Consider the following 23,423-nt stretch of genomic DNA (forward strand, 5'->3'; position numbering starts at 1 on the left):
CGTCTCTGTAACAGCATATCAGGAAGTTTCTTTGCCTCTTGTTATGCCAGGAGGTGCCTTTAGATGATTATCAGGCTACTTTTTTAAGTCCGGCTGCTGGAAAAGGAAAAGTAGCCTGTCCCCTTTTCTTCTTGGGACTATAAAAGAACCCTGTAGTCGGTGACATTAAGCGCCTGCGCCAGTTTTCTGGCCCATTCCCTGCCCATCTGCCGCTTGCCACTTTCGAGCTCTGAAATGTGCCTTTGCGGAATCCCGGTCAACTCCGCGAGTTGGCGCTGGGTCATCCCTTCGCGGTGCCGTGCACCTTTTAGAGCCATTCCTTGAGCATTTTCCGCGTAGCCCGGATAGGCTTCTTCAACCGTGACATACTCGCTTGCCTCAAGCACACCGATCTCCTTGGCGTAATGCCGGAGCATGCTGATCTTGTCCTGGCTGCCTATAAAGCGGGCCTCAGCCTTTTGGTCAGTAGGGTGCTTTTTCGTGCGTTCCAACATAAGTTAGCTCCACAAGTCGGACTTCTCCATCTATCTCTTCCCACACGGCAACGTAAGTAGGTTTTCCCTTCTTGATGTGACAGTGATGTCGTTTAGCCCCAAGCTTCCCATAATTCGGCCAGTCGCCGCGGACTGGGCCACATCTGGCTATCTCGTGTAAAAGGAAAAGAAGAGCTGCCTTCACCTTTTCCGGCAACTTCTCCTTCTGCTTGTTTGCTTGCCGAGTCAGCCTTACCGTGTAGCTCATAATATACCTTATTTGTGTATCAAAGCCCAAGGTAGAAATGAAGGCAGCCGGGGGCGGTATAGGACAATAAGCACAGTGCGCAGCGGGACGCTCTGGATTATAAAGGGATCTGGCAACAGTGCAAATGCAGAAGGGGCGGCCATAGGCCGCCCCTTCTTGTTTACTCGCGCTTCAAAGATACCGATCTTAGGTCAGGTTCCACAGGAACATTTCCCACATCTCTTTCCAGCTCTTGCCGATCTCTTCGACGACGGTGGGCTCGAAGCCGCAGTGCATCATGCACTGGGCGCAGCGCGGGTCCTTGCCGACGCCGTACTTGTCCCACTGGGTCTTCGCCATCATCTCGGCAAAACTGCCGTAGTGCTCGTCGGTGATGAGGTAGCAGGGTGCCTTCCAGCCGCGCGGGTTCCGGGTTGGGTTGCCCCACGGGGTGCACTGGAGTTCCTTGTCGCCTTTGAGGAACCTGAGATACATCGGCGTGGAGAAGAAGCGGAAACGCTTGCTCATCTCGTACACGGCCTCGAACTTCTTCTGGATCTCGCGCCGCTCCAGGAACAGCTTCTCGCCGACCGCCTCGTAGCCGAAGCCGGGAGCGACCAGGAAGCCGTCGACGCCCAGGTCCTTCAGGTGCGAGAAGAGCATCTCGATCTCGATCAGGTCGGTTTCCTTGAAGATGGTGGTGTTGGTGCAGAGCCTGAAGCCGAGCTGCTTGGCCTTCTTGATGGCGGACATGGCGATCTTGAAGGTGCCGGGGCGCTCCAGGATGCGGTCGTGGGTCTCCTCCATGCCGTCCAGGTGGACGTTGAGCACGAAGTTCGGGTGCGGCTTCAGTGTGTCCAGCGCCTTCTCAAGGAGCAGGGCGTTGGTGCACAGATAGATGTGCTTCCCTCTTTTGAGCACGGCGTCGATCAGTTCGAAGATGTGGGGGTACAGGAACGGTTCGCCGCCGGTGATGGTGACCACCGGTGCCGGGCACTGGTCCACGGAGTCCAGGCACTCCTCAAGGCTCATCATCTCCTGGATGGTGTCGGCGTACTCCCTGATGCGGCCGCAGCCGGAGCAGGCGAGGTTGCACAGGTGGGTCGGCTCCAGCATGAGGACCAGGGGGTACTTCTCCTGCTTCTTCATCTTGTTGCCCATGATGTAACGGGTGAGATCGTAATTCAATCGCATCGGAAAACGCATTGTAGAGTATCCTTCCGGCTGTTCTTTGGTTTTGACGGCTGATAAAGACGGCTGCGGGACAGGCCGAGGAGATGAAGCTTTCAGCCTGTCCCGCGTTAGCTGCCTGAGTGTAACGAAAACGCTGCTACTTTACCACGGTTAGTTGCGGATGAACGCTGCCCGCTCCCTTCAGGAAGGCCTGGCAGGTGGCGGCGATGCCGGCGCCGTCGAGCCCCAGGTCGGCGCGCAGTTGGGCCTGGCTTCCCTGCTCGACGAAGCTGTCGGGGATGCCGATCCGCTTCACCCGCACCCCGGTCAGTCCCGAATCCGCCATTGCCTCGAGGACGGCACTGCCGAAGCCGCCCAGGAGGGCGTTCTCTTCGACGGTCACGACACAGCCGGTGCGTCCGGCCTCGGCGAGGATCAGGTCGCGGTCCAGCGGTTTCACGAAGCGCGCGTTGACCACGGAGGCGAAGATCCCCTTCTGCTTCAGGATGGCGGCGGCTTCCAGCGCGGGGTAGACGGTGGAGCCGACGGCGACCAGGGTCAGGTCGGTCCCTTCGACCAGCAGTTCCCCCTTGCCGACTTCGAGCGACTTCAGTTCCTTGTCCATGGCCACGCCGAATCCGGCGCCGCGCGGGTAGCGCAGCGACACGGGGCGGCCTAAGTAGATGGCGGTCTTCAGCATGTGCTGCAGCTCGTTCTCGTCCTTGGGCGCCATCACGGTGAGTTCGGGGAGGTGGCGCAGGTACGAGAGGTCGAAGGCGCCGTGATGGGTCGGGCCGTCGTCGCCCACCAGGCCGGCACGGTCCAGGGCCATGGTGACCGGGAGCTTCTGCAGGCAGATGTCGTGGAAGACCTGGTCGTAGGCGCGCTGGGTGAAGGTCGAGTAGATGGCGGCGACCGGGCGGAACCCTTCCACGGCAAGCCCCGCCGCGAAGGTCAGGGCGTGCTGCTCGGCGATGCCGACGTCGAAGAAGCGCTCCGGGAAGCGTTCCGCAAACGGCGTAAGTCCGGTGCCGTCGGGCATGGCAGCGGTGATGGCCAGGATCTTCTCGTCCTTTTCGCCCAGCTTCACCAGGGTGTTGCCGAAGACGCTGGTGTAGGAGGGGGGCGCCTGCTTGCTCGGGGTGGCGCTGGCGGGCTTGGTGGGGGCGACGCCGTGGTACTTGTCCGGCATGTCCTCGGCCGGGCCGTGGCCTTTTCCCTTCTTGGTCATGACGTGCAGCAGGATGGGGCCTTCCAGCCGCTTCACGTTCTCCAGTACGCCCAGGAGGGTGGGGATGTCGTGTCCGGCGATGGGGCCGACGTACTCGAAGCCAAGCGCCTCGAAGAGCGTCCCCGGGGTGAGGAATCCCTTGAGCGAGTTCTCCGCCTTCTTGGCGAAGTGCAGGATGTTGCCGCCGATGGCGGGGATGCCCGCCAGAAGACCTTCCATCTCCTTCTTCAGCCCCCGGTAATAGGAGCCGGTCATCTTCCTGGAGATGAAGGAGGAGAGGGCACCGACGTTTTTCGAGATGGACATCTCGTTGTCGTTTAGGACCACGATCAGGTTCTTCTTCAGGTGCCCGGCCTGGTTCAGCGCCTCCAGGGCCATGCCGCCGGTAAGCGAGCCGTCCCCGATTACGGAGATGACGCGGGCGTCGTCACCCTTCAACGTGTGGGCGACGGCGAGGCCGAGCCCGGCCGAGATGGAGGTGGAGGAGTGTCCGGCGCCGAAGGCGTCGTGGGGGGACTCGGAGCGTTTGGGAAAGCCGCTGATCCCCTTGTAGCAGCGCTGGGTGTGGAAGCTGTCGCGGCGTCCGGTGAGGATCTTGTGGGTGTAGGCCTGGTGGCCGACGTCCCAGACGATGTTGTCCTTGGGGGAGTCGAAACAGTAATGCAGCGCGATGCTGAGCTCGACCACACCCAGGTTGGAGGCCAGGTGTCCGCCGGTCTTCGCCACCGTATCCATGAGGAAGCCGCGCACTTCGTCTGCGAGCAGCACCAGCTCCTCGGCATCCAGCTTCTTCAGGTCGTCGGGACCGTTTATCTTGCTGAGCAATGTGTACATGGATCTCCTTGAGAACCCTGCGATTAAAAAACAAAACCATTGGCCACGGAGAACATCTGAAACGAGAAGGCTACCGGTTCTGAATGTAGCCGTTGTCCTTGAACCACTTCACCGCACGCTCCAGGGCGTCTTCCACGGGAGCCTGCGGCAACCCCAGCTCGGCCTGCGCCTTGCCGGAATCAAAATACATGAACTTCCTCGCCATCTGCACGCCGGCCAGCGGGATGAGCGGCTCGCGCCCGGTGACGGCGGAGATGGCATGGTTGGCATAGGCCGCCATGAGGACCGGGTAGTAGGGGAGCTTCACCCGCGGCGCCTTGAGCCCCGTGAGCGCCGAGAGCATCTCGAATATCTGGGCCATGGTCAGGTTGCGGTTCCCCAGGATGTACTTCTGCCCGACCTTTCCTTTCTGGGCCGCCAGCAGGTGCCCCCGCGCACACGCCTCGACGTCGATCAGGTTCAAGCCGGTGTCGAGGTAGGCGGGCATCTTGCCGTTTAAAAAGTCGACGATGATCTTGCCGGTGGGCGTCGGCTTCACGTCCATCGGCCCCACCGGGGTGGACGGGTTCACGATCACCAGCGGCAGCCCCTTCTCCAGGTAGGATTCGGCGGCGCGCTCGGCCAGAAATTTGCTCTTCTTGTAATCCCCGACCATGTCCACGAAGTCGACCGGGGTCTCCTCGGTGCCGGGAGTGCCGTCGCCGGGGTTGCCCAGGGTGCCCACGCTGCTGGTGTAGACCACGCGGCCGACGTCCGCGGCCAGCGCCGCGGAAAGGATGTTGCGGGTGCCCAGCACGTTGGCGTCGTACATCGCCTGCGGTGTCCGCGTCCAGAGCCGGTAGTCGGCGGCGGCGTGGAAGAGGAGGTCACATCCGGAAAGCGCCTTGACCAGCGACTGGCGCTCGGAGAGGTCCCCCTCGTGCAGTTCCAGGTCGAGTCCGGCCAGGTTGCGCCGGTCCGAGCCGGGGCGCACCAGCACGCGTACCTGTGCCCCATCCTTGAGGAGCTCGCGCACGATGCTCGCGCCGATGAAACCGGTGGCCCCGGTGACGAACGCTTTCATGACCGGCCGCTACTCCGCCGCGCCGGTGAGGGCACGGTAGGTCCCCAGCGCCATGAGCGGGAAGCAGTTGCGGTAGATGTGGTACTTGATCATGAAGTACTTCGGGAACCCGGTCCCGGTGTACTGCGTCTCGTCCCAGGTGCCGTCCTGCTTCTGGGTCGATATCAGGTACTGGACGCCGCGCACCACGGTGGAGGAGTGCGCCTCGCCGGCGGCCATGAGCCCCAGGAGCGCCCAGCCGGTCTGCGATGCCGTGCTCTCTCCCATCCCGGCCAGGGTGGCGTCGTGATAGGACTCGCAGGTCTCCCCCCAGCCGCCGTCGATGTTCTGGCGCGACTTGATCCAGTTGACCGCCTTCTTGATGTAGGGCTGCTCCATGTCCTCACCGATGGCGGCAAGGCCGCAGAGCACGCTCCAGGTGCCGTAGAGGTAGTTGACCCCCCAGCGCCCCCACCAGGGTCCTTCCGGCTCCTGGTTCTTTTTCAGGAACTCCAGGGCGCGCTGCGCGGCCGGATAGGTGATGGGATAGCCGAAGGTCCCCATCAGCTCCAGCATCCGCCCCGTGAGGTCGGCGGTGGGCGGGTCGATGAGCGCCTCCAGGTCGGCGAAGGGGATCTTGTTCAGGATGTGCCTGGTGTTGTCCTTGTCGAAGGCGCCCCAGCCGCCGTTTTTGCTCTGCATCCCCAGGCACCAGTTGATGCCCCTCTTGACGGCCTCGTTCATCGCCTTGCGGTCCTTCACCTCGATCCCCTTCAGGGCGATCATGACGAAACCGGAGTCGTCGACGTCGGGATACCAGTCGTTCAGGAATTCGAAGGCCCAGCCGCCCGGCTCGAGGTCGGGTGACTTGATCTTCCAATCCCCGGGCCTTCTCACCTCGCGCTCCAAAAGCCACTGTGCGCCTTTAACCAGCGAGGGATGATCGGACGGCACGCCCGCATCGACCAGTGCCTTGAGGGCGAGGGCCGTGTCCCACACCGGCGAGACACACGACTGCAGCACCAACTGCTCGTCGGTCTCGATGCAGAAGTGCTCCAGCGCCTTAAGCCCCTGGGCCACCGCCGGGTGCTCGTTGTCGTAGCCAAGGACGCTCAGCGCCAGCACCGCGTTCAGCATGGCCGGCTGGATGCCGCCCCAGTCACCCGACTCCTCCTGGTGCTCAAGCACCCACTCCTCGGCCTTGGCCATGGCCCGCTTGTGCAGGGGGCGGATGGGGCTCCTCTCGTACACCTTGAGCATGTGGTCCAGGCCGATGAAGAAGTTTTTCCAGGTGAAGATGCCTTCTTCCTTGGTGAAGGTGTAGTCGATGGCGCGCGGCGGCCGCACGAACAGTTCCTGCACCCGCCGCGCGGGGGGGAGCTTGTGCACCGGGCGCTTGTACATCACGATGGAGAGCGGGATGATGGTAGCCCGGGCCCAACTGGAGAACTCGTAGATGTTGATGTAGGCCCAGTTGGGGAGGAGGTTCAGCTCCACCGGCATGCTGGGGACGCCGAGCCAGTCGAACTCGCCGAAAAGCGCCAGGAAGATCTTGGTGAAGACGCGGGACTTGATCACCCCCCCCTTGGAGAGGATGAAGGCGCGCGCCTTCTCCAGCGCCGGGTGCTCGGCGGGGTAGCCGGCGAGCTTCAGCGCGAAGTAGGCTTCGATGGTGGTGGAAAGGTCGCCCGGGCCGCCGTAGTAGATGGTCCAGAAGCCCTCCTCGGTCTGCTTGGAGAGGAGGTAGTTGCTCATCTTGCGCTCGCGCTCGTGATCAACCAGCCCGAGGAAGTGGAGCAGCATTATATATTCTGCGGTGATGGTGACATTCGATTCGAGCTCGGCCCACCAATAACCTTTGGGGAGCTGTTCACGGAAGAAGAAGTCGCGGCTTCCTTCAATGGCGAGATCGAGAGGGCTCTTTACCTTGCCCGGCTTACTCTTCCAAAGAGCGGGGGGGAACTGATGAACCGTTGCCCCTGCCTTGTGTTCGACGTTCAACTCCGGCTCACTAACGGTGCCGTTGAATGAGGTGAGTGCATGTGATATGGGGTGTTTGAAGGGGGACGTCACCACATACTCCTTTCTGCCGGATTGGTGCAGATTAACCCAGTGTAGCTGCTTTACTCATAGTTACAAGGTTCGAAATCTACCATGTATTTGACAAAAGGTACACTGTTTTTTCCTTACGCTCCTTTTTTTTCTTAATGAAAACAGGGATTTGCTCGGTGCTGTTGATTGTGGCGCCTGTGTGTGCTAGGTTGCAGGGGCTTAATTTTTTATGCCAAAAAGGTCAATGATCCTATGAATGAAGCCCCAAAAACGAGCATCCTGTTCTCCCTCGCCGCGCGGCGCCCCTGGCTGGTGCTGACCCTGGCGCTGCTGTTCTCCGTTCTTTCCATCTGGCTCACGGCGCAGCGCATGGAGTTTCTCACCGGGCGCGACGACCTGATGCCGCAGAACACCTCCTTCAACCGCGACTACCGCGCCTTCCGTGCCGAGTTCGGCAGCATGGAGGATATCGTGGTGGTGATCGAGGGACAGGATGCCGACAAGGTGGGAGAGTTCGGCACCCGTCTGCGCGACGCGCTGGCAAAGGACAAGGGGCATTTCTCCGACGTCTTCTATCCCTTTGCACTCCCGTTTTTCCGCGACAACGGCCTGTTGTTCATGTCTTTGGACGACATAAAGGAGCTGCGCCGCAACCTGACCCTGGCGGCCCCCGCCTTGCGGGCGCTCTCCGCCTCACCCTCGGTCCAGACCCTCTTCACCTACATGACCGGAAGCATCGATCGCTACCTGGCCGGTGACGAGAAACAGCTGCCGGGCATCATGTTCATGCTCGACAAACTGGGCGCCGGCTTCACCAGCTTCGGGACCGGGAAGGGGAGTGTCCCCTCGATGGAAAGCGTCTTCATGAATCCCGATTCCTCCTTCGCCCGGGCCGGTCGGCAGCAGATACTGACCGCGCTCCCGGTTCGGGACATGGCGGGATTCGTCCCGGCCAAGGCGGCGATAGCGGTGGTCCGCGCCGAGGTGGCCCGACTGAAGGCCCTGCCGGCATACAAGGGCATCAGCGTCGGGCTCACCGGGACCCCGGTCCTCGAGCACGAGGAGATGACCACCAGCGAGAAGGACATCACCCTGGCGACGGTGGTTTCCCTGGTACTGACGGTGGTCCTGCTTCTCTTTGCCTTCCGCGGGGTGCTCAACGTCTTTGCCGCCGTGGTTTCGCTGCTGGTCGCCATCTCCCTCTCTTTCGGGTTCGCCACCGTCGCGGTCGGGCATCTGAACATTCTCTCCATGGTCTTTGCCGTCATGCTGATCGGCATCGGCATCGAGTACGGCATCCAGGTGGTGCTGCGCTACCAGGAGGAACTGCGCCTGGGGGCGGGGGAAATGATTGCGCTGGAAACGGGGGTGACCAGGAACGTCTGGGCCATCGTCATGGCCGCGGCCACCGTCGCCGCCGCTTTCCTCACCTTCGTGTTCACCGACTTCCGCGGCATCGCAGAACTGGGGATCATAGCCGCCGGCGGCGTCGTCATCTGCGTCATGGTCACCTTCACCGTGCTGCCTGCTTTGCTGGTGCTGCTGGCCCGCTACCGCAAGACCCGCACCCGCGCCACGACGGCGCGCCTGAGCGAGCACGGGGTGCTGTCCCGGCTGCTCTTCGGCCGTCCCAAGCTGGTCATCGGCCTGACCCTGGTGCTGTGCGTCGCCTCGCTCTATCCCCTCTCGAGGATCTCGTTTGACTACAACCTGATGAACCTTCAGGCCAAGGGGCTGGAGTCGGTCACCTACGCCTATAAGCTGATGAGAAGCAAGGAGAACAGCGGCTACTTTGCGGTGGTGATGGCCGATAATGCCGCGGACGCCCAGGCGAAGACGGCCAGGCTGGAACGGCTGCCGAGCGTGGACCACGTGGTGAGCCTGAACACGCTGGTGCCGGACCATCAGCAGGAGAAGCTCGCCGAACTGGCCGCGCTGCAACATGAGCTTGCCGACGTGAAGCCCGCCCCCTACGAGGAAAGCCTCTCGCTCATGGAGCTGCCCAAGGTCTTCGAGGCGTTCAGAAACGCTGCGGTGGCGCTCAAGGAGCGGCTGGAGCGGGAGCGGCGCCCGGAGGCGAAGCAGGCTGCCTCCTTCGTGGCGACCCTGGACAAGTTCTTCGCCGGGCTGGAAAAGGAGAAGGACAAGAACGCGGTGGGGATGCTCCAGGATTTCCAAGGCGGGATGTTCAAGGAGCTGCCGGCAAAGATCGAACTTTTGAAGCAGAGTCTCGCGGCCAGGCCGGTAACCGAGGCCGATGTCCCCAAGGAGCTGCGTTCCCGTTTCGTGGGCAAGACCGGCAAGCTGATGCTGCAGGTGGCCCCCAAGGGGGAGATCTTCAACCGCGAGCCGCTCAAGACCTTCATCGACGAGGTGAGAACTGTCGACCCGCACGCGACCGGAGAACCGGTGATGGTCTACGAGTCCATGACCATCATGCGCGACTCCTATCGCCTCGCCTTCATCTACGCCTTCGTTGCTATCGTGGGGATTCTCCTGTTCGCGTTCCGCAGCCTGAAGTTCGCGCTCATCGGGCTGGTTCCGCTGCTGGTGGGGCTGCTCTTCATGGTGAGCGGCATGTGGCTCTTCGGCATCAGCTTCAACTCCGCCAACATCATCGTGCTGCCGCTGGTCCTGGGGATCGCGGTCGATTCGGGGATCTACATCATCAACCGGTATCGGCGCGAGGAGGGGAGCGCGGCGGGCGTGATTCTCAGCTCCACCGGCGTCGGGGTACTGCTGAACACGCTCACCATTATGGCCAGCTTCGGGGCGCTCATGGTGGCGCGGCACCAGGGGGTGTTCAGTATCGGTGCGGTGATGTCGCTGGGCATGGTCGCCTGCCAGATCGCCTTCATGGTCACGCTGCCGGCGGTGCTGAACCTGACGGCGAAGAAATAACAACAAGAACCATCGGCCACGGAGAAAATCTGAGGACATCTGAGAAAACAAAGGGCGGAGAACATCAACTGTAGGGGCGAATAATCATTCGCCCCTACAGGAACTAGACGTTGAGGAGACGTTGCCACTGGCAACGCCCTCACCCCTGCCCCTCTCCCGGGAGGGCGAGGGGGGTGTATACGTTCCTGGTTCCCAAGCTCCAGCTTGGGAACCCCATATGGCGCAAAGCTCCAGCTTTGCATCCGAGGGAAGTTGGAGCTTCGGGGCTTTGCGTTCCCAAGGCGGACCTTGGGAACGAGATCAAAGGAGTAAAGGATGGAAACGCTGCGCGGGGCGGTGCCGCTGTCGCACTACTTCCTCAGGGAGCGGGTACGCCCGGGTGACACGGTGCTGGACGCGACCTGCGGCAACGGTCTCGATACCCTCCTGCTCGCGCAACTGGTCGGGGAGGAGGGGACCGTCTGGGCCTTCGACGTCCAGCCGCGCGCCATCGCGGCCACGCGCGAACTCCTTGAACGGGAAGGACGGCTGGCACAGGCGCGGCTCGTCGAGGCGGGGCACGAGCGGGTTGCCGAGTTCGTGCCGCACGGGATCACGGCGGCCGCGTTCAACCTGGGCTACCTTCCCGGAGGCGACACCACCCTTATTACCGACCCTGGCAATACCGTCTCCGCCCTTGAGCAGACGGCGCAACTGCTCGCGCCGGGCGGTATCATCACCATCGCCCTCTACACCGGTCACGCCGGCGGCCCCGAGGAAGCGGCCGCGGTCGAAGGCTGGGCTGCCGCCCTGCACCCGGGCCGGTGCAACGTCTGGCGGCACCGGCAACTGAACCGCCCCGACACGGCACCGTACCTGGTGCTGATCGAAAGGATCCGCTGATGCTGCGCGAAGCACTCCCGTTTCTTGCCGTCGCACCCGCCCTGGCCTACGCCGGAATCACGCTCTACTGCGGCCGCAGCTTCTTCGCCGCGCCTGCCCCCCTCGCCGACCACGCGCCGCCGGTCTCCATCCTGAAGCCGGTCCGGGGGCTGGACGGCGACAGCTTCGAGAACTTCGCCTCGTTCTGCCGCCAGGACTACCCCTGCTACCAGATCGTCTTCGCGGTCGCCTCGCCCGAAGACCCCGTCATTCCCGTGATCAGGCAGCTGATGACGGCCTATCCGGAGACCGACATCGAGCTGGTGGTCGATCCCGCCGTTCACGGCGCGAACTACAAGGTTTGCAACCTGATGCATGCCTACGCCCGCGCGAAGCACCCCCTGCTGGTGGTCTGCGACAGCGACATCCGGGTAGGGGAGCAGTACCTGCGCCAGGTCTGTGCCCCCTTTGCAGACCCCAAGGTCGGGCTGGTGACGTCGCTGTACCGCAGCTCCGAGGTACAGGGGACCGGCTGCGCCATCGAGGCCATGGGCTTTTGCTGCGAGATGATGCCCAACGTGATGACGGCGTTGAAACTGGAAGGGCTTTCCTTCGCCCTGGGGGCGTCGATGGCGGTGCGCCGGGAGGCGCTGGAACAGATCGGGGGATTCGAGGCGCTGGTAGATTACCTCGCCGACGATTACCAACTGGGCAACATGATCCACAGGGCCGGCTACCGGCTGGAGCTCTCGCCGTATTTCGTGGAGAGCATGATGCGCGGCGACGAGAAGCTTTCCGAGCTGCTGTCGCGGCAACTACGCTGGGGGCGCACCATGCGCGTCTCCCGCCCCGGAGGGTATCTCGCTTCGGGGGTCACGCTGCCCTTCCCCGGGGCGGTGCTTGCGCTGCTCGTCTCGGGGTTCTCTGCGGCGGGGTGGGGTGCCGCGGCGTTGCTGTACCTGGTGCGATCGCTTGTTTGCACGATGTACAGCCAGTTGCTGGTTAAGGATCGGCTGCTGCCGCGCTGGCTGTGGCTTTTGCCGTTTAGGGATGGGCTGTCCTTCGGGGTGTGGGGGCTGTCGCTGATCGGCAACCGGGTGCGCTGGCGCGGGGATCTGTTCCTCTTGGAGAGGGGAGGGAAGATTGTGCCGGTGGGAGAACAAGGCAAATCCCCCCTGTCCCCCCTTCGCAAAGGGGGGGACGCCGGTTCGACCTAGTCCTCCGAGCGGGATCAACCTTGTGCTGCGGGACGCGCCGTTATGAAGCTCCGGGAAGATCGGGGACTGTAGGGGCGAATAATCATTCGCCCACCCCCTGCGGAGCCCTCATCTGCGGAAGAGCCAGAGGATGAGGGAGAGTAGCAGCGAGATGATGATGCTGGTGGCAAGCGGGAAGTAGAAGGTGAAGTTCTCCTTCTTCACGTAGATGTCACCGGGGAGCCGCCCCAACCACGGGATCTTCCCGGCGAGGGTGAAGAGCGCGCCGACGGCGGCGATGATCAGGCCCAGGATGATGAGGGATTTGCCGAAGGATGGCATGGGTGTCCTTTGTTGTCTTGCATGAAAAAGGGGACAGGCACCTGCGGAGCCAGTCCCCTTCATACATTTCGCCTGGCTCAGTTACTTCCTGACGTAGCGCTCTTTCTCGCTGTAGATGCAGCCGCAGTACTTCTGGCGATACAGCCCCATCTCCTTGGAAAGGTTGATCCCCTCCTGCCAGCCGGTACGGAAATCCTCGTAGTGGAATTCCACGCCGTAGCGCTCGCCAAGTTTGACCCCGAACTCACGGATCATCTGCTGGTTCTGGTACCGGCTGTAGAGCAGGGTGGAGGTGAACCTCTTGAAACCCATCTCGGCCGCGCTGCGGGCGGCCTCCTCGAGGCGGGAGCGGTAGCAGTAGGCGCAGCGCCCCTGGGGCTCGCCGGCCACGTTGGTAAGAAACTCCTCCAGCAGGTATTCCTCCCGGTAGTGCACCTCCAACTCCACCAGCTTGGCGTAGGTCTGTAGCGCCTCCATACGCAGCTTGTACTCGGTGTACGGGTGGATGTTGTGGTTGAAGAAGAGCCCCGTGACATCCAGCCCGGCGGATCTCAGCTCCTTGACCGGGTAGATGGCACAGGGCGCGCAGCATATGTGCAGCAGTATCTTCATGCTCTTCCCTTACGGGCGTCCTCCGCCGGGGCCGCCCAACAGCCAGTTGATGGCGGCCGCCTTGACGTCGAGGAAAGTCTGCGCGTAGGCGACGCCGGGAGCCTGCGCCGCAATGTAGTTGCCTCCCATGATGGGGTTGCTGAGGGAGACTTTTCCGGTGCTGCTGTTCACAGCCAGGGTCGCGTTGTTGATGGCTGCTTCGACGTCGTTGTCGAGCACGCCGTTGTTCAGCCAGTCGATGGAGTCGTAGATGAGCCGCTTGGTGTACTGCGGGTTGTGCGCGAAAGCACACGGCTCGTTTTGCAGCAGGCTCGCGTTGAAGAAGGCACCCATGGTGTTGGCACCGCCGCCGGGGAAGGCTGCGTTGTAGTCGGAGTTCTTGTTGGCCAGCGGACGCACCTTGGAACGCGACGGGTTGAGCGGGTCGACCGGCAGCGTGGAATCCGTCTTGAGGACGTTCAGCATGGCCATGGCCGCGGCGTACCCATCCTTCTTGGCCTGCAGGACGGCAGGAGTAAGCTGCAGCGGGTCACCGGTGTGGCAGTGGGCACACGCCGTGCTGGCGATGGAGGAAATCTTGCCGGCGCTGTCCCTCACTACCGGCTGGAAACCGTGCGGCGTGGCAGTCTTCATGTGGCAGGTCGCGCAGGGGCCGGCGTTGCCGGTGCCGTGCTCGTTGGCCACGCCGATCCTGTTGTGGAGGAACCTGGCCGGGACATAGTTCCTGCCGGCGAACTCGTACCCGCCGGTGCGGAAGACCAGGGTGGCGGCGGCACGATCGTGGGCGCTCGGTGTGTTGGTGTTGCTGAAGTCCATGCCGGCAGCCTGCGCGTCGTAGATCATGGAGCCGATGGCGCGGCCGGAGTGGCAGGGGATGCAGACATTGGAATCGTTGACGTTGGGATAGACGGTGACCTTGTTGTTGAGCTTCACCGTGGGCGAGCTGTTGGAGGACGAGAAGTTGTAATAGCCGCGGTACACGCCCACCGCGCGGGTGGCCCAGTTGTAGGCCCGGCCGGCTCCGTTGTCGTGGCAGACGTTGCAGGCGGTAACTTCCTTGGTCTTGTCCGGCGACGGGGCGTCGGCAGGCTGCGCGGCGCCGGCTGCTACCTTGACCGGGGCGTTCTGCACCACCGCGTATCCCGGACCAGCGAAAGGTCTCACGTCGGTGAAGCCGCTGGTCACGAAGTTGATATAGCCGGTGGAGGTGTGGCAACGGACGCAGTAGTACTCATAGGTCAGGTTGTACGGCACGTAGCTGCCGCGGGTCTTGAACTCGTAGCGGGTCCTCGCGCCGGAGAGGACGTCGCCGTGACCGGACTCGGCCCACTCGGCGTTGGCTGCCATCGCCGTGGTCGGGTCGTGAGGGTTATGACATTTGCGGCAGTTGCCGATGTAATTGGAGCTCAGGTACGAGGCGCGGTAGGTGCTGTTGTTGATGCTCGCGGTCATGTTGCCGAAGTGCTGCGGCGCGAGCCTGACCTGGATGTCGTTGGGGTGGGAGAGCCCGTGGCACTTGTTGCACTTCTGCGAGGCATCGGGATTCTGCGTCGCGACGCCGCTGCCTCCGCCGTGACATTTCGAACATGACTCCGGATGGCCGGGGTGGGGCTCGTGGCAGTCGGCGCATCCCGCTCCGTTTTGGGTGTTGTGCGTGGAATTCATCCACTCCTGCACGATCAGCGCGCCGGTGCCCGGCGAGACGGAGCCCGCATGACAGCTTGCGTCCATGCACTTCTGGGACTGGGCCAGCTTCGAGACTCCAGTGGCATTGTTGGCGGAACCACCTCCGCACCCCGCCACGAGGAGCGTAGTGAGAATGAGGAAAACAAGGCTTTTTAGCAGCATAGCAGGCCCTCCCTGAGATTTGAGACGCTATCTTATAGCATTTTCTACAGCAAAAAAGTAGAGAAAAATGAGTGTTAGCTCACAGCGGCCGCAATGCGCTTTTTGTTAAGTTGACTTCACTTCTGCAATATTGTATTAATCATCAGTCCAATTGCGTCAAGTACGCATTTGGCGAGGGATTGAGACGCGCTAATAGTATTAATAAAATCTAATTTTATCGCTGATTGCAGTGTAGGAGGACGAAAATGTTTCTCAAAAAGAATACTGTAGCGGTCATGTTCCTTCTCGGTGTCTCCTGTGCCCCTCTGCTGGCCCCGGGCACGGCCAACGCCATCCCGGCTTTCAGCCGGCAGCACAAGACCGAATGTTCCACCTGTCACACCGTCTACCCCGAGCTCAACGAGTTCGGCGACGCTTTCCTGAAAAACGGCTACGTTTACCCTCACAAGAAGGATGCGGCGAAGGGGGCCGCCAAGGCTGCCGAGCCGGGCAACGAATGGTCCATCATCTCCGGCCTGCCCCAGCAGATACCGCTCTCGCTTACCGCGAGCGCCGACCTCGCCTATGACGAGGATGCCGTGGACGGCAACAAGCTCGACCTTTCCACCAGGTCGATCACGCTGCAGGCCGGCGGCTCCTTCCGCGACCTGTTCGGTTTCTTCGCCACCTACAACCTCTACTCCCAGGGGATGCAGCGGGCCTCCTCGCTCACCAACCCCGCCAACAACACCAACGTTCCTCCCAGCAACGACCCCGACCTGGACGAGTTGTTCCTGGTCTGGCGCCAGGCCCTCGGCTCCCCGGTCAACGTGAAGGTGGGGCGTTTCGAGCCGAAGCTTTCGCTGTGGAAGAAAAGCAACCGCATCCTGCCGGTGCCGTCCTATGCGTCCACCACCTACCGGGTCGGCGCCTCCCCCTTCAGCAGCGATGCCACCGAGGACGGAGTGGAGCTGAACGCCCTGCTGGGTAACCGACTCTTCGTCGCCGGGGGGGTCGTTGACCGCAACGGTCAGGACCGGGAAGACGGCTACGGGCACATCTCCTTGAAGATCGGCGGGACCGATTTCAAGGGGCAGGAGCCGGAAGTCGACCTGGAGAAGGACAGCCTGTGGGATTACCTGAGCGTTACCCTGGGCGCCTTCGGCTACTGGGGGCAAAACGGCGAGTTCAACGCCAACGGCGTCGCGCAGAACCTGAACAGCTTCAGAAGGATCGGCGCCGAGGCCGACATCCTTTACCAGCGGCTGCACCTCAAGGGAAGCGGCAGCTTCGGTCGCGATTCCAACCCGGAATTCGGGGTCTTCAAGGCGCCCGTCGACAGCAAGGCCTACACCCTCGAGGCCGAGTACTACCTGGGGGCGCCGGTGAACGTCGTCCCGCTCTTCCGCTACGAGTACGTGAACGCCGGCGACGGCACCATCAAACGTCTGACCCCGGCTATCGCCTACGCTCCGCTGCAGAACGTGCGCATGTCGCTTGAATACACACACAGCATTGCCCCGGAAGGAACCGGCAACATCGCCTTTGCTTCCATCGCCTTCAGCATGTAGCTGACGGCCCGGACATGCCCAAACGGCGGCGGCCGCCGCCGACAAAATTTGGAGGACGTACTATGAAGAAGCTCCTGGTTACCATGCTCCTTGTCGCAGCAACCGCTGCCACCGCCCATGCCGGTCTCAGGGTCGTCGGCAAAGGCGACGCCATGCGTCTCGACCCGTCCGGGTTCCCGCCGGCCATGAAAGCCAACTACGAGATCATGCGCGTGAAGTGCGTGAAATGTCACACCCTGGAGCGCACCATCGTCGCCATCCAGACCGGCGTTGCGCCCATCTCCGGCCAGCCTTTCGACCGCAACGCCACCAAGGCGTACGGCATCAAGATGCTGAGAAAGCCGGACTCCAACATGAACAAGGCCGAGGTGAAGGCCTCCGTGGACCTGATGAACTACCTCCTCTCTGAAGCGGAGAAGTAATTAAATGAAAGACCTGACCTTGCGTACCCGCCTGATCGGGTCCTTCCTGATCATGGCCTTGTTGGTCGCCTTCACCGGCGGTTTCGGCGCCCTCAACATCAAGAGGGTCGGCGGCCAGATCCAGAACATCCTCGAGCAGCTCGCCAAGCAGCAAAAGCTGGTGCTCCTCATGGGAGTGACCCAGAAGTACTGCCACGTGAGCCTGATGCAGGCGGCCCTGGTTCCCAACGACCCGGAGAAGCTCCAGGAGTACATCGACGACTACCAGATGAAGCGGGACACCCTGCTTAGTCAGGCCCAGATCATCCTGGAAGGGAACAAGAAGCTGGGCGTGCTCCCGGTGGCCAAGGGGAGCGTGGTCGAGAAGAGGACCCGCCAGTTCCTGGTGAGCTGGGCCGACTTCGAGAAGGTCGCCGACGAGCTGATCGCGCGCAAGCAGACGCTCATGAAGGGGGTCCCGACCGGGGCCATCAGCCAGGCGGCCAAGGACGCCCTGGCCGATCAGCGGCTGAACCAGCTTGCCAACGAGGACATCGCGACCGCCAACGACAAGGCCAAGGAGGCCCTGGACGACATCCTGGTCGAGGTCGGCAACCGGATGACGGATGCCAACAAGCAGGTCGGCGACATCCAGAAATCGGCAGGGATCACCTTCGCCGCCGTCATCCTGGTGGCGGTGGCCCTGGCCATCCTGCTGGGCCTGCTCATTACGCGCAACATCGTTTCCCGCCTCTCGGTGATGGCCGAGGCCGTCGACAAGGGATCGGAGGGCGATCTTACCGCACGGGTCGAGATGGGGAGCCACGACGAGATCGGCAAGCTGGGGAGCGACTTCAACGAGATGGTCGGCAAGCTCTCCGGGATGATCGGCAAGGTTTCCCGCTCCTCCAATGAGCTGGCCGGTATTTCCGACACCATGGCCAAGGCCTCCCATTCCGTGGTCGGCTCCGCCAAGACCCAGGCGGAGAGCGTTTCCAAGACCTCGGCTGCCATCGTGCAGATCAACACCTCGGTGAAGGGGGTGGCCCAGGGGGTCGACTCCCTCTCCATCTCCGCATCCGAAAGCTCCTCGTCGATCCTGGAGATGGCCTCCAGCGTCGAAGAGGTGGTGCAGAACATGGAAAACCTGGCCCTGTCGGTGAACGAGGTCAGTTCGTCCATCGTCGAGATGGGGGCATCCATCAAGCAGGTCGGCAACGGCGTCGTGAGCCTGATGGAAGTATCCACCGCCACCGCCTCCTCGGTGATGGAGATGGACAGCTCCATCAAGCAGGTGGAAAGAAACGCCAACGAGACCGCAGCCATCTCCAAGGCGGTCCGTATCGACGCCGAGACCGGCCGCGAGGCGGTCGACGCCGTGATCAACGGCATGCAGGAGATCAAGCGCGCCTCCCTGATCACCAGCGAGGTCGTCGCCACCCTCTCCGAGCGGGCCGCAGACATCGGCGACATCCTCTCCGTCATCGACGAGGTGGCCGAGCAGACCAACCTCCTGGCCTTGAACGCCGCCATCATCGCGGCCCAGGCCGGCGAGCACGGCAAGGGCTTCGCCGTGGTGGCCGATGAGATCAAGGAACTGGCAGAGCGTACCTCCAGTTCCACCCGCGAGATATCCCTGGTGATCCGTGGCGTGCAGGAGGAAACCCAGCGCGCAGTCGAGGCCATCGACCAGGCGGAGCGCTCCATCGCCGACGGCGAACTGCTGTCGCAGAAATCGGGCGAGGCGCTCAACAAGATCGTGGTCGGCGTCACCGAGGCGACCGCCCAGGTGAGCGAGATCGCGCGCACCACGGTCGAGCAGGCCAAGGGAAGCCAGATGATCCGCGAGGCCATGGAGCAGGTCTCCGAGATGGTGGCCCAGATCGCCAAGGCGACCCGGGAGCAGGGGCAGGGGAGCGAGCTGATCATGGCGGCGGTCGAGAACATGAAGAGCCTGACCTCCCAGGTGCTTTCCTCCACCCGCGAGCAGAACAAGGTGGGCAACCTGATCGCCCAGTCCACCGAGAGCATCACCGAGATGATCCGCCACATCAAGCGCGCCTGCGACGAGCAGACCCGCGGTTCCGAGCAGATCGTCATGTCCGTTGAGGACATCCAGCAGGCCACCGATGCCAACCTCGAGGCGACCCGCGTCATGGACGAAGCCGTCTACAAGCTGTTCCGCCAGACCGAGATGCTGAAGCAGGAAATGGACGCATTCAAGATCTAGCACGCGGCCCAGCCCTTTTTTGCAGTACCGACCAAATCCCCCTCTCCCCGAGGGGGACTTTTTTTGTTATAAGGGGAGGCCGGCTTGGCAGAAGGGACTGGCTCCGTGAGGTGCCTGTCCCTCTAGCGGGGCGCTCCTTTCGGCTCAGCCGACTTCCGCAAGCAGTGAGGGGCAGGCACCTGGCTGAGCCAGTCCCCACTTGCAGCGCAGGATGGGGTGGCTGCCGCGGCTAAATCCCCCCTGTCCCCCCTTCGCAAAGGGGGGGACGTAATGGCGACGTTTCACGTTTTACGTTTTGGGTTTTACGTAGAACGTAGAACGTAGAACGGTTGTTAAGGAGTTGTTATGAGCAGGATTGCCGATAGATTCGCAGCATTGAAAACCCGCGGGGAAAAGGCACTGGTGACGTTCGTCACGGCCGGCGACCCCGACCTCGCCAGCACGGAGCAGGTCGTCTTGGCACTGGAGCAGGCGGGCGCCGACCTGATCGAACTGGGGGTTCCCTTCTCCGATCCCATGGCGGACGGACCGACCATCCAGCTTTCCTCCGATCGCGCACTGGCGGCGGGCACGACCCTGCCGGGAATCCTGGAGCTGGTGACCCGCCTCCGCACCCGGACCCAGATCCCCATCGTCCTCATGGGATACTTCAACCCGATCTTCGCTTACGGCGCCGAGCGTTTCGCCTGCGATGCCGCCAAGGCCGGCGTGGATGCCCTGCTGGTGGTCGATCTTCCCCCCGAGGAGGCGGCGGAACTCAAGGAGCACACCGACCGCTGCGGTTTGGACCTGATCTTCCTGCTGACTCCCACCTCGGACGCCTCGCGCGTGGATTCCGTGGCCCGCCAGGGCTCCGGATTCATCTACTACGTCTCCGTCACCGGCGTCACCGGCGCGAGGACCGCGGTCGCCGATACGCTTGCCGATCGCGTCACCGAAGTGCGCAACGCGCTGGACCTGCCGCTCGTGGTGGGCTTCGGCATCTCCACCCCGGAGCAGGCCGGCCAGGTGGCGCGGGTCGCCGACGGCGTGGTGGTGGGAAGCGCCCTGGTCAAGTATTTCGAGAAGTACCAGGGCAAGGAACTGCTCAATGAAGTCTCTGCCTTCGTCTCCGCTTTAAAACAAGGGGTGCTGCAGGGGTAGAAATAATCGGTTTTACTTTCAGCTGTTTAGCCGCGATGTCATACCGTTTTGTTTGACATAGCAGGTTCGATCTGCTAAGAATCAGCGCTGATTTACGTCTTAATAAAACAGCTTGGGGCATTCCCCCAAAAGAGGGCACATATGGCTTGGTTCAAAAGGGATAATCCGCCGATGGCGAAGGCTGGGGAGCACAAGGTAAAGGTTCCGGAAGGGCTCTGGACGAAGTGCGTCAGCTGCGGCGAGACCATCTATACAAAGGACATCGAGAACAACCTGAACGTCTGCCCGAAGTGCGGCCATCACTACCGCGTCTCCACCAAGAAGCGGATCGAGCTGCTCATCGACGAGGGGACCTTCACCGAGTTCGACGCCGGCATGGTTTCCGTCGACTTCCTCGAATTCAAGGACAGCAAGAGCTACCAGGATCGCATCGACCAGGCGCTGGCCAAGGGCGGCAGCAAGGACGCCATCGTCTGCGGTTCCGGCAAGATCGAAGGCACCCCGGTGCAGATCTGCGTCTTCGACTTCTCCTTCATGGGCGGTTCCATGGGTAGCGTGGTCGGCGAAAAGATCACCCGCGGCATCGAGCGCGCCCTGGAGCAGGGCACCCCGTGCATCATCGTTTCCGCCTCCGGCGGCGCCAGGATGCAGGAGAGCATCCTGTCGCTCATGCAGATGGCGAAGACCTCGGCGGCACTGGCCAAACTGCGCGAGGCGGGGCTTCCTTTCGTCTCCATCCTGACCGACCCGACCACCGGCGGCGTCACCGCGAGCTTCGCGATGCTGGGGGACATCAACATGGCCGAGCCCAAGGCGCTGATCGGCTTTGCCGGTCCCCGCGTCATCGAGCAGACCATCCGCCAGAAGCTCCCCCAGGGCTTCCAGCGCTCCGAGTACCTGCTCGACCACGGCATGGTGGACGTCATCGTGGAGCGTTCCAAGATGAAGTCGCAGCTCTCCAGCATCCTCAAGATGCTCTACAAGGCGGCTTAAGACTAAGACTAAGATTAAGATTAAGACTTAATTGGGATGTGAAAGGTTAAGACAGTGAAGATGATTCCTTTGCTGTCTTAACCTTTCTTTTTAGGGGCCTACGCCTTCACCTTCCTGGTTCCCAAGCTTCAGCTTGGGAACCCAATACGGCGCGCAAAGCTCCAGCTTTGCATCCGAGAGAAGCTGGAGCTTCGGAGAGGCATTGCGTTCCCAAGGCGGACCTTGGGAACGAGTTCAAGTCGCATTCAAATCTTTCTCTCAATCTTTATTTAATCTAGTCTGTCCCGGAGTTCCCATGGTTTCCCTTTCCCAACTGGCCCTGTTCGCTCTCACCTCGACCGTGCTCATCTTCACCCCCGGCCCGGACATCATCTACGTGATGACCCGTGGTGTGGCGCAAGGGAGAAAGGCCGGGCTCGCCGCGGCAGCAGGTTTCGCAATCGGCAACTTCGCCCACACCTTCTTCGCCATCGTCGGCCTCTCCGCCCTGATCACCTCCTCCGCCACCGCCTTCGCCTGCGTCAGGTATGCCGGGGCTGCTTATCTCATGTACATCGGTTTCAAGATGCTGCGCAGCAAGTCTTCCTTTGTTCAAGAGGGGGCGGCGGGGGAACTGTCGTGCCGGGTCATCTTCCGGCAGAGCATCCTGGCCAACATCATGAACCCCAAGGTGGCTCTCTTCTTCCTCGCCTTCTTCCCGCAGTTCGTGGACCGTGCCCGCGGCGGCGTTCCCATGCAGATGCTGATCCTTGGTAGCACCTTTGTCGTGCTCACCATGCTCGGCTTTGGCGTGGTCGCACTCTTGTCGGGCGAGATCGGGCGCTGGCTGAACCGCAGCGCCGGTGCCGGGAACCGGATCGGGCAGGGGGCGGGATGCATCCTGATCGGCCTGGGGCTGCGCCTGGCGTGGCCCGAGCGGTAACCCGGCGACCGGGATTAATATGGACTTTTTCACCTTCTTTACCTATAATCCCCGCCTGTCATGACCTACGCCGAAACGCTTGCGCACATCTATGCCCTCGGTCGCTTCGGCATCAAGCCCGGACTGGATAGGATCACGGCTTTGCTTGCTGCGCTGGGCAACCCGCAGGACGCCTTCAAGGCGGTCCACGTGGTCGGCACCAACGGCAAGGGGTCGACGGCTTCCTTCCTCAGTTCCATCCTCAAGGCCGGCGGCTACCGGACGGGACTCTTCACCTCCCCGCACCTGATCTCCTTCACCGAGCGCATCCAGGTCAACGGCTCCGAAATAGGTGAGGCGGACGTGGTGCGATTCGCCGGGATGGTGATGGCAGCCGCGCCCGCGGAGGCCACCTTCTTCGAGATCGTGACCGCGCTGGCCATTCTCCACTTCGCCGAGGCGGGCGTCGAGATCGCCGTCTTCGAGGCGGGGATGGGGGGGCGGCTCGATGCAACCAACATTTTGCAGGGGGTGCTCTGCGCCATTGCGCCCATCTCCCTGGAACATACCGACTATCTTGGTAAAACTATCGAGGATATTGCGGCGGAGAAGGCAGGGATCTGCAAGCCCGGTGCCCCGATACTCTCGGCGCGGCAGGACCGCGACGCGCAGTTCATCATCGAGCACCAGGCGGCCCAGCTCGACGCACCGCTTTACCGCCAGGGGGAATCCTTCGACGCCTTCTGGCTGGACGGCCTGCTCAACTACCGCGGCATCGGCGTTACCTTGGATGCCCTATCCTGCGGCCTGTACGGTCGTTATCAAAGCGGCAACGCGGCGCTGGCCCTCGCCTGCGCGGAACTGCTGCGGGCGGTGGGTTTCCCGGTGACGCCCCAGGCGATGATCGCCGGCGTGGCCAATGCACGCTGGCCGGGCAGGATGGAATTCTTCCCCGGGCCGCCGCGTCTTCTGCTCGACGGCGCCCACAACCCGGCAGGTGCGGCCGCGCTGGCCGAGGCGCTCGCCGACATCCCGCGCGGGCAGCTCTTCCTGGTGGCCGGGGTCATGGCCGACAAGGAACTGTCGGGGATACTGGCGCCGCTGTTGCCGCTGGTCGACCGCGTCTTTGCCGTCGCTCCAGCCCTGGAGCGGGCTCTCCCGGCGGGGGAGCTCGCCACCTACTGCTTCGGCGCGGGGGTGGAGGCGATGGAAGCGGGGAGCGTGGCTCAGGGGATCGAACTGGCGCGCAACCTGGCCCAGGATGACGACCTGATCCTGGTCTGCGGCTCCCTCTTCACCGTGGGCGAGGCGCGCAGCCACCTGAAGTCGCGCAGCTTCGAGGCGTTTAGAGGGTGAGAACCCGTTGAACGTTGAATATCTTTTGTTTTTCCGG

19 protein-coding genes are annotated in these 23,423 nt (G+C 62.4%); 10 read left to right on the forward strand and 9 right to left on the reverse strand.

Going from position 1 to position 23,423, the window contains the following annotated elements; genetic code table 11:
* Nucleotides 1–137: 137 nt before the first annotated feature.
* The 6 genes from JFN91_RS09110 to shc all read right to left on the reverse strand — a co-directional run bounded on the left by JFN91_RS09110 (nucleotide 138) and on the right by shc (nucleotide 7,073).
* Complete coding sequence (locus JFN91_RS09110; protein WP_199388905.1) at nucleotides 138–494, reverse strand: helix-turn-helix domain-containing protein; 357 nt, start codon at nucleotides 492–494, stop codon at nucleotides 138–140.
* Nucleotides 463–741 (reverse strand): type II toxin-antitoxin system RelE family toxin, encoded by a 279-nt coding sequence (locus JFN91_RS09115; protein ID WP_199388906.1) that lies wholly within the window; start codon nucleotides 739–741, stop codon nucleotides 463–465. Before JFN91_RS09115 ends, JFN91_RS09110 begins: the two co-directional genes overlap by 32 nt.
* Before the next feature lie 186 nt (nucleotides 742–927).
* Complete coding sequence (hpnH, locus tag JFN91_RS09120; RefSeq protein WP_199388907.1) at nucleotides 928–1,926, reverse strand: adenosyl-hopene transferase HpnH; 999 nt, start codon at nucleotides 1,924–1,926, stop codon at nucleotides 928–930.
* Nucleotides 1,927–2,050: 124 nt separating this feature from the next.
* A complete protein-coding gene (gene dxs, locus JFN91_RS09125) occupies nucleotides 2,051–3,958 on the reverse strand; it encodes a 1-deoxy-D-xylulose-5-phosphate synthase (protein ID WP_199388908.1) in 1,908 nt (635 codons plus the stop codon).
* A gap of 70 nt (nucleotides 3,959–4,028) precedes the next feature.
* Entirely contained in the window at nucleotides 4,029–5,021 is a 993-nt protein-coding gene (gene hpnA, locus JFN91_RS09130; RefSeq protein ID WP_199388909.1) for a hopanoid-associated sugar epimerase, read from the reverse strand.
* Nucleotides 5,022–5,030: 9 nt separating this feature from the next.
* Nucleotides 5,031–7,073, reverse strand: coding sequence for a squalene--hopene cyclase (shc, locus tag JFN91_RS09135; protein ID WP_199388910.1), 2,043 nt, complete (start codon nucleotides 7,071–7,073; stop codon nucleotides 5,031–5,033).
* 231 nt (nucleotides 7,074–7,304) lie between these two features.
* Here shc and JFN91_RS09140 point away from each other — a divergent pair, with 231 nt between their 5' ends.
* From JFN91_RS09140 to hpnI, 3 genes are all read left to right on the forward strand, one after another.
* A complete protein-coding gene (locus JFN91_RS09140; protein ID WP_199388911.1) occupies nucleotides 7,305–9,953 on the forward strand; it encodes an MMPL family transporter in 2,649 nt (882 codons plus the stop codon).
* 315 nt (nucleotides 9,954–10,268) lie between these two features.
* Nucleotides 10,269–10,835: a tRNA (mnm(5)s(2)U34)-methyltransferase gene (locus JFN91_RS09145; RefSeq protein WP_199388912.1), complete on the forward strand. Its 567-nt coding sequence runs from the start codon at nucleotides 10,269–10,271 to the stop codon at nucleotides 10,833–10,835.
* Entirely contained in the window at nucleotides 10,835–12,031 is a 1,197-nt protein-coding gene (gene hpnI / locus JFN91_RS09150) for a bacteriohopanetetrol glucosamine biosynthesis glycosyltransferase HpnI (RefSeq protein WP_199388913.1), read from the forward strand. Before JFN91_RS09145 ends, hpnI begins: the two co-directional genes overlap by 1 nt.
* A gap of 108 nt (nucleotides 12,032–12,139) precedes the next feature.
* On the opposite strand, the gene JFN91_RS09155 is transcribed toward hpnI, so the two are convergent.
* The 3 genes from JFN91_RS09155 to JFN91_RS09165 all read right to left on the reverse strand — a co-directional run bounded on the left by JFN91_RS09155 (nucleotide 12,140) and on the right by JFN91_RS09165 (nucleotide 14,812).
* Nucleotides 12,140–12,352, reverse strand: a complete 213-nt coding sequence (locus tag JFN91_RS09155; protein ID WP_199388914.1) for a DUF2905 domain-containing protein — start codon at nucleotides 12,350–12,352, stop codon at nucleotides 12,140–12,142.
* Between the two features lie 81 nt (nucleotides 12,353–12,433).
* Nucleotides 12,434–12,964: an epoxyqueuosine reductase QueH gene (locus JFN91_RS09160; RefSeq protein ID WP_199388915.1), complete on the reverse strand. Its 531-nt coding sequence runs from the start codon at nucleotides 12,962–12,964 to the stop codon at nucleotides 12,434–12,436.
* Nucleotides 12,965–12,973: 9 nt separating this feature from the next.
* The gene (locus tag JFN91_RS09165) at nucleotides 12,974–14,812 is read right to left on the reverse strand and encodes a cytochrome C (RefSeq protein ID WP_199388916.1); all 1,839 of its coding nucleotides are present in this window, start codon (nucleotides 14,810–14,812) and stop codon (nucleotides 12,974–12,976) included.
* A 245-nt stretch (nucleotides 14,813–15,057) separates the two neighbouring features.
* On the opposite strand from JFN91_RS09165, the gene JFN91_RS09170 reads away from it, so the two are divergent.
* From JFN91_RS09170 to JFN91_RS09200, 7 genes are all read left to right on the forward strand, one after another.
* A complete protein-coding gene (locus tag JFN91_RS09170; protein WP_199388917.1) occupies nucleotides 15,058–16,362 on the forward strand; it encodes a cytochrome C in 1,305 nt (434 codons plus the stop codon).
* Between the two features lie 62 nt (nucleotides 16,363–16,424).
* Nucleotides 16,425–16,784 carry a cytochrome C gene (locus JFN91_RS09175; protein WP_199388918.1) on the forward strand — a complete coding sequence of 120 codons (360 nt, stop codon included), beginning with the start codon at nucleotides 16,425–16,427 and terminating at the stop codon, nucleotides 16,782–16,784.
* A 4-nt stretch (nucleotides 16,785–16,788) separates the two neighbouring features.
* Nucleotides 16,789–18,993, forward strand: a complete 2,205-nt coding sequence (locus JFN91_RS09180) for a methyl-accepting chemotaxis protein (RefSeq protein ID WP_199388919.1) — start codon at nucleotides 16,789–16,791, stop codon at nucleotides 18,991–18,993.
* Nucleotides 18,994–19,338: 345 nt separating this feature from the next.
* Nucleotides 19,339–20,136, forward strand: coding sequence for a tryptophan synthase subunit alpha (trpA, locus tag JFN91_RS09185; protein WP_199388920.1), 798 nt, complete (start codon nucleotides 19,339–19,341; stop codon nucleotides 20,134–20,136).
* A gap of 141 nt (nucleotides 20,137–20,277) precedes the next feature.
* Nucleotides 20,278–21,129 (forward strand): acetyl-CoA carboxylase, carboxyltransferase subunit beta, encoded by an 852-nt coding sequence (gene accD / locus JFN91_RS09190; protein WP_199388921.1) that lies wholly within the window; start codon nucleotides 20,278–20,280, stop codon nucleotides 21,127–21,129.
* 295 nt (nucleotides 21,130–21,424) lie between these two features.
* Nucleotides 21,425–22,051 carry a LysE family translocator gene (locus JFN91_RS09195; protein WP_199388922.1) on the forward strand — a complete coding sequence of 209 codons (627 nt, stop codon included), beginning with the start codon at nucleotides 21,425–21,427 and terminating at the stop codon, nucleotides 22,049–22,051.
* A gap of 60 nt (nucleotides 22,052–22,111) precedes the next feature.
* On the forward strand, nucleotides 22,112–23,386 hold the full coding sequence (locus JFN91_RS09200) for a bifunctional folylpolyglutamate synthase/dihydrofolate synthase (RefSeq protein ID WP_199388923.1): 1,275 nt from the start codon (nucleotides 22,112–22,114) through the stop codon (nucleotides 23,384–23,386).
* Nucleotides 23,387–23,423 lie beyond the last annotated feature (37 nt).

The sequence above is a fragment of the Geomonas anaerohicana genome (assembly GCF_016458305.1).
GTDB classification, from domain to species: Bacteria; Desulfobacterota; Desulfuromonadia; order Geobacterales; family Geobacteraceae; genus Geomonas; species Geomonas anaerohicana.